General features: G+C 70.1%; 9 protein-coding genes. All 9 read right to left on the reverse strand.

Annotated features, from left to right (window positions below; translation table 11 throughout):
• Positions 1–41: 41 nt before the first annotated feature.
• Positions 42–839, reverse strand: a complete 798-nt coding sequence (locus tag MXD62_RS17305) for a cupin domain-containing protein (RefSeq protein WP_248830482.1) — start codon at positions 837–839, stop codon at positions 42–44.
• A gap of 140 nt (positions 840–979) precedes the next feature.
• Complete coding sequence (locus tag MXD62_RS17310; RefSeq protein ID WP_248830484.1) at positions 980–1,702, reverse strand: SRPBCC family protein; 723 nt, start codon at positions 1,700–1,702, stop codon at positions 980–982.
• Between the two features lie 120 nt (positions 1,703–1,822).
• On the reverse strand, positions 1,823–2,320 hold the full coding sequence (locus MXD62_RS17315) for a (2Fe-2S)-binding protein (RefSeq protein ID WP_020462199.1): 498 nt from the start codon (positions 2,318–2,320) through the stop codon (positions 1,823–1,825).
• Complete coding sequence (locus MXD62_RS17320) at positions 2,317–3,237, reverse strand: xanthine dehydrogenase family protein subunit M (RefSeq protein ID WP_112106675.1); 921 nt, start codon at positions 3,235–3,237, stop codon at positions 2,317–2,319. The genes MXD62_RS17315 and MXD62_RS17320 overlap by 4 nt, the downstream gene beginning before the upstream one ends.
• A 150-nt stretch (positions 3,238–3,387) precedes the next feature.
• Positions 3,388–3,768 carry an SDR family oxidoreductase gene (locus MXD62_RS17325; protein WP_248830485.1) on the reverse strand — a complete coding sequence of 127 codons (381 nt, stop codon included), beginning with the start codon at positions 3,766–3,768 and terminating at the stop codon, positions 3,388–3,390.
• Positions 3,768–4,673: a carboxymuconolactone decarboxylase family protein gene (locus MXD62_RS17330; protein ID WP_248830487.1), complete on the reverse strand. Its 906-nt coding sequence runs from the start codon at positions 4,671–4,673 to the stop codon at positions 3,768–3,770. Before MXD62_RS17330 ends, MXD62_RS17325 begins: the two co-directional genes overlap by 1 nt.
• A complete protein-coding gene (locus MXD62_RS17335; RefSeq protein ID WP_248830495.1) occupies positions 4,670–5,260 on the reverse strand; it encodes a cysteine hydrolase in 591 nt (196 codons plus the stop codon). Before MXD62_RS17335 ends, MXD62_RS17330 begins: the two co-directional genes overlap by 4 nt.
• Positions 5,261–5,462: 202 nt before the next feature.
• On the reverse strand, positions 5,463–6,026 hold the full coding sequence (locus MXD62_RS17340; RefSeq protein WP_020462204.1) for a nuclear transport factor 2 family protein: 564 nt from the start codon (positions 6,024–6,026) through the stop codon (positions 5,463–5,465).
• Positions 6,027–6,117: 91 nt separating this feature from the next.
• Positions 6,118–6,648: thiolase family protein (locus MXD62_RS17345; protein WP_248830497.1), on the reverse strand; the 531-nt coding region annotated here is incomplete at its 5' end.

Genomic DNA, 6,648 nt, shown 5'->3' on the forward strand with positions numbered 1-6,648 from the left:
ACCGCTTCCTCGCACTTGGAAAATCCAGGCCTTGGAGGAACTCAACGCGTCAGCGCCGCGGCGGTGCGCGCCAGCTCCAGGAGATGGACACCGCCGGCGCCCCCGGTGATCTCGGGCACCTTCGCGGCAGGCTCGACGAGCAGGACGTCGCCCTTGACGAACTCCGTGTCGCCGACGGTCATCGAGCCGTCGAGGACGAGCGCGCCGCGCCAGTCGTCGACGGACCCGGACGGGAGCATCGCGCCCGCCGCCAGCTTCCGGTCGAAGACGATCCCCCGCTCGGGATCAGCCGGGTCGCCCAGATCCCACCAGGCATTGCCGTCGAGGTGACCCTTCTGCAGACCAGGCGTTGCGTCGACCGGAACGACCTGCCGGCTCCCGTTCTCCACCCGGGCCGGCGGCCGCAGGACGAAGTCGATCGTCTCGAGACCCTTGAGATACGCGAGGGTGGGATGGTCGCGGTACTCCTCGCCGTAGCCGCCGGGCGAGAGGATGTCACGGGCGAAGATCTCGAGCAGCTCGCAGCCCTTGGGACCGTTCAGCAGGAGCCCGTACTCGACGCCCGGCGCGGCGATGAGCACGTCGCCCCGCTTCATCCACCAGTCCCCCATCAGGACGCTGCCGTCCAGCACCACCACCGCGGTCCAGCAGTCGTGCCAGTGCAGCGGCCAGAGCTGGTTCGGCGCCATCCGAATGTCGGGCAGCATCATGCGCCAGGAGTCCTCGGGTCGCCCTAAGAACCACATCTGGGTCCACGTGCAGCCCCCGGGCTGATCCGAGTCCCGCACGATGCCGCCCGGGCCGTCCTTGCCGCCCGGCTCCAGCCGCGAACGCGTCACACCCGGCGCCACCTCGTCGGACGGCGCATCCTTAAAGACAGTCACTGGCATGTGGAACTCTCCCTAGTCGATGCGGTCTGAACTCTCGCTCCACCGTTGCGGGACGTGCCGGGCACCGGCGACCGGTCACCGGGGCGCCGTCAGGTGCGCCGCCTCCAGAGGAGCAGGAGGGCTACCAGCAGAACTGTTCCGGCGGCCGAAGGGCCTACGCGCTTGAGAACCCCGCCACCGGCCGTCCCGAGCAGGTCGATCGGCTCGGCTGCCCGGTGGGAGGCGCCCTTTCGGCGGGAGTCGGCCGCCCGCACCCGCGGTGGGGTCGCGGGCGAGAACGGGATGCAGTCGTTTACGGGCGCGGGTGCGGGTGTCGCCCCGTTGACCGCGGACTTACCACCGGCCGTCTCACCCAGTACGGGCGCGGCGGCACCGGTGATCTCGCTGGCCAGGTTCGCCGCGAACTGGCCGATGAGGATGGCCGTGACGTCGGCGAGAGCGGCGCGGCCGAACTGGGCGGGTTTGCCAGTGATGGCGAGGTCCGTCTCGACGAGGACGTCGGTCGCGCCCCCGGTGTCCACGAGCCGGCAGGTGACGACCGCCTTGGCGGTTCCGCCGCCGCGGGTCTCCCGGCCACTGGCCTCGATGACCGCGACCTTGGCCGCCTCGTCCAGGGAAAGGAACGTCGCTGTGCCGCCGTAGGTGAGACCGATCGGCCCGAGCTTGACCTTGACCTTGCCGCTGAAGCTGTCGCCGTCACGCGAGGTGAGGGTCGCTCCGGGCACACAGGGCGCGACCCGCTCGATGTCGAGCAGGACCCGCCACGTGTCGTCGACAGGCACGGGGACACTGAAGGTGTTCTCCAGTTTCATCCGATCTCCTTCAAACTCGCGGTGCCATGAATCGATGCGGTCCCTGCGGAAACCGCGGTCGGCGTGCCACCATCCCGGCTGACCGCCATCCGCGCACCTACTCAGCGAACTCCCGCACACCTACCCCGAGGTTTCGGCGCGTTCCTCGCGGCGCAGCCGCGCCGCGAGCCGGACGGCGTGCACAATGCCCTGGTAGCCGGTGCAGCGGCAGAGGTTTCCGCTCAGGCCGTCCCGGATCTGCTCGTCGGTCGGATCCGGCACATCCTCCAGGAAAGCCGTGACCGATATGACGAACCCGGGGGTGCAGAAACCGCACTGCAACCCATGTGTCTCCTGGAAGGCGCGCTGCACCAGGCTCAGCGATTCCGGATCGCCCGCCAGCCCCTCGACGCTGGTCACCTCGCTTCCGTCCGCCTGCACCCCGAACATCAGGCAGGACCGGACAGCCAGGCCGTCGAGCAGCACTGTGCACGACCCGCAGACCCCGTGCTCGCACCCCAGGTGGGTGCCGGTCAGCCCGAGGTCCTCCCGCAGCAGGTCTGCGAGAGTCTTGCGCGGCTCGACCCGGGCGCGACAGCGTTCGCCGTTCACGATCAGGTTCACATCCATCTCGGTCATGCGGCGCCTCCCGCCTCGGCCTGGGCCTGGCTCTGGCCTGGGTTCCGTTCCTGTCCCTGGGCCTCCGCGAGGGCCCGGCCAAGTGCTCGCGCAGTCATCTGAGCGCCGAGGTGGCGCCGGTAAGCGGCGGAGCCGTGGGTGTCCGAGGGCGGGTCGAGTGCCGCGACCGCGTCGCGCCCGATCGAGGCGAGGTCCACCTCGTGGGCGTCCGCACCGGTCAGGGTCTGCTCGGCCAGCCGGGCCCGCACCGGAACGCTGCCCATCCCGATCAGCCCGACCGCCGCCCGTACGATGCGCCCGCCATCGACCTGCACCCCACACGCGGCACCGGCCAGCGCGAAGTCGCCGTGCCGACGCGCAAACTCCGCCACGGCGAAGCCGCAGCCACGCCCCCACACCGGAAGGTGCACCGCGGTCACCAGCTCGTCGGGCTCCAGCGCCGTCATGAAGATCGACACGAAGAAGTCGGCGGCCCGGATGCGCCGGCTCCCCCGGGTGCTGCGCACCTCGATCTCGGCGTCGAGCGCGACGGCGACCGCGGGCAGCTCCGCGGCCGAGTCGGCGTGGGCGAGCGAGCCGCCCACCGTGCCACGGTTGCGGATCTGGAAATGGCCGATGTGGGGCGCGGCACGGGCCAACAACGGCACCGAGTCTCGAATGAGCACGTCGGTCTCCAGAGCGCGGTGCCGCGTCAGCGCTCCCACCCGCAGCGTGCCGTTCGACCGGGTGGCGCCGGCAAGCGCCTCGATGCGGTTGACGTCGACGATGTGCTCGGGCCGCCCGAGCCGCATCGCCATCACCGGGACAAGGCTCTGGCCGCCGGCGAGGACCTTCGCCTCGTCTCCGAGCTCGGCCAGCAGGGCCACCGCCGCGTCAACAGACTCCGGCACGTGGTAGTCGAATGCAGCGGCTTTCAACGGCGGTTCTCCGTCTCGTCCAACCCGGCGGACGCCAGCTCGGCGTCCCCCAGGGGATCAGGGCCAGCGACACGGGAGTCTCGCCGTCGCACCGGTCGTCGATCATCCCGTGCTGGTAGGTGGATGCACGCAGCCGCCGGGTCGCGGTCGTCAGGCAAGGCGCGCCGACCAGCCGCCGTCGACCGCGACGATCACCCCGGTGACGAACGAGGCGCGGTCGGAGGCGAGGAACGCCGCCACCTCGGCCTGCTCACGCGCCTCCCCCGCCCGGCCGAGCGCCGCCTTCGCGCCCAGCGAGCGCATCGCGTTCGCCGGCGCCTCCCGGTTCTTCTCCGTGAGAGTGAACCCCGGCGCGATCACGTTGGCCCGGATACCCCGCGGCCCGAACTCGTCCGCGGTCGCCTTCTCCTCCCCGCTGATGTCCGCGGCGAGCACCCTGGCGCCCTCGCGCACGAACACCGCCGCCGAGGCCTTGCCGATACCCCGCCCCGCACCCGTGATCACGGCGACCTTGCCGTCGAGGATGCCCATCAGTCACCTTCGACGATGCCGTGCTGAAGGAAGACGTGCCGGGCGACGTTCATGGCGTTGTGCCACCCCGACCCACCGTCGTAGATGCCGGCCTGGGTGATCGCCTCGCCGACCGCCTCGGGCGTGATCCCCAGGTTCAGTGCATTGTTGACGTGGATGTGCAGCTGATCGTTCTGATACTGGACCTGCAGGACGCTCACGGTGATGAAGCTCCTGGTGTGCAGATCGAGCCCGGGCCGGCCCCACACCTCGCCGTAACCGTAGTCGGCGGTGATCCCGGCCAGTTCCTGCTCGAAGGCCAGCCGGCCTGGTTTGGCGGCCGGGAAGGGGCTGCCGGGCAGCGGCTCGAGCAGGGGGGCATCGGGACCGAGGCCGATACGCCCGACGCCCAGGGCGGTGACCACCCGGTTCCTGGCCGCGCGCCGCTCCTCGTGGTCCATCGCGGGCTTCGGCTCCACCGGGGCACCCGAGCCCGCCGGCACCAGACCCCGAGCGACGAACACCTCACCCGCGACACCGGCCGCGTTCTCCCAGGCCGGCAGGCCGCTGTACACACCGGCGTGCAGCAACGTCTCGTGGATCTCCTCCGGAGTGATCCCGATGTTCAGCGCGCTGTTGACGTACCGGTAGAGCTGGTCTTCCCGGCCCAGGGCCGTCAGGACGGCCACAGTGATGAAACTCCGCGTCCGGAGGTCGAGCCCCGGCCGGCCCCAGATCTCGTACTCGTACAACTGGGCGCCGTGGATCTCGGCCTCCACTGGTAAGGAGGCATACGCCGGCCGCGCGGGCGCACCGCCCTGGCGGGACCGCAGCACCGGTGCGGCGGGCGCGGTACCGACCCGGTCGATGCCGAGCTCTCGGCGGACCCGTTCATAGGCCGCCTCGCGCTGCGCCTGGGTCATCATCCCGACGTACCTCCCTGGGTGAACGGAGCTTCGAATGGTTGGACCCCCGTGCCTGCGGACTCCCTTGTCTGGAGCACGGCGATCTCGGCGGTCGGCAGCACGTTCGCGATCCGCCACAGCCCGATCCAGCTCTGCGGGAAGACAGCGGCGTCGACGAGCGCGGCGTGTGCCTCCGGTTCGGGGTCGTCGCACGCGTCCGAGCAGACAATGACCTGGTAGCCGACGTCGAACGCCCACCTGGCGGTGGACAGGACGGTCCCCGCGGTCGCCACACCCGCGATGACGATCTGCCTGATCCCCGCTTGCTGCAGCAGGTCGTGCAGGCCGGTGGTGGCGAAAGCGCCGATGGTCGTCTTGCTCAGGACGGGCTCGCCGTCGATCGGCGCCAGCAACGGATGGATGTCGTCCACCATCGACTCCGGCACCACATGAAAGACCGGCACGCCGGCCCGCCGGGCCAAGGTCATCGCATGGGAGGCCCGCTCCGCGACGGCCGGGTCGTGGCTGAAGCGCTCGACGATGTACCCGGTGAAGTCCAGGGCGACGAACGCGGTCAGCTGCGTCGTCGGTGCGCTGGCGGCGGCCATCGACTCCCCCTTCACATTGCTTGTATACAACTTTCAGATCAGGTTGTATACAAGTTTGCGGAAATGCGCAAGGGGTGAACTGTCGGCCCGCCGGCGGCTCTGGGCGTCGGGCGGCGCGCGCCGAACAGTGGCGGGCCGAGGTCAGCCTGCCGATGGACGCAGTGGCGGGGACCCATCGGCCGTCTCCTCTTTCCAACGCGGCCTAGGGCTGTGCTGGCAGGGGGCGTGTCCATCCGGTGTCAGGGCTCTCAAGCGCCGCATACGAAGGGTCATTCCGGTCGCGGGAGCCGAGACCGGGCCGCGACGGCCGCATCAGGCCGCTCGCCGGGACGACATGTGTCAGGTCGACAATCACAAGCCGGTGCGCGATCTTCCATTCGCCCTCGCGGCGTTCGAAGCGGTCGATGTACCGCCCGATCGCGAGGAGGACGCGGTCCTCACCTTCGGTCTCGATGCTCCGCCACACCGTGAAGTACGTCTCGCAACCCGCCGTCCTGTCATCGTGCAGCGTGATGAGCTGGTTCGTGACCTGGTTCATCGAGACCTTCGCCGAGCGCACGAGGTCGGCGACACCTCGGCCTACGGTTCTACCCGAGTAGCGCTGGTCGCCGTGATCGTCGATCGCATCAGGGTGGTACGCGGAGCTGATGAGGTCCGGATCGCAACGGTCCACACCGCGGCAGTACCGCATGGTCGCCTCGCGGATCGCCTGCTTGTCGAGCAGCTGCTGGATCGCCGCCTGCTCGGTACCCGCGATGTCCCTCATAGCGCAGCACCGTCCTCAGCGTGGTCAGGATGTTTTCTCGGCGGGCCGGTAGAAGCGATCCATGGGCTCATGGGAGGAGGCTCTCGCCGACTCAGCGGTCGTTGGTGAAGAGGAACGCCTGGGCGAGCGGGCCGCCGCCGCCCGTGACGAGGCCGACCTCGGCGTCGGTGACCTGCCGGGTGCCGGCCTGGCCGCGCAGCTGGAGGAAGGTCTCGTAGGCCAGGCCGAAGCCGAGGTAGCGGCCTTCTGAGAGTTGCCCACCGGAGGTGTTGAGCGGCAGATCACCGGTGCGGGCGATGCGCGTGCCACCTTCCACGAACGCCCCCGCCTCGCCGCGGCCGCAGAAGCCGAGTGCCTCGAGCCACAGCAGGACGAAGATGCTGAACCCGTCGTAGAGACCCGCGACGTCGACGTCGGCGGGCCGCAGCGCGGTGCGTGACCAGAGCTGCTCGGCGGCCTTCGTCGCGGCCATGACGTCGAAGTCCGGCCAGAACTCCCAGCTCGAGGTCATCGGCCGGCCGCCGCCGAGGGCCTCGAAGAACACCGGCCGGTCGACGTCACGGCGGTGGTCGGCGTGCGAGACGACGAAGGCGATCGACCCGTCCGCCGGGATGTCGCAGTC

Origin of the sequence: Frankia sp. Mgl5 (genome assembly GCF_023242985.1) — a bacterium.
GTDB classification, from domain to species: domain Bacteria; phylum Actinomycetota; class Actinomycetes; order Frankiales; family Frankiaceae; genus Parafrankia; species Parafrankia soli.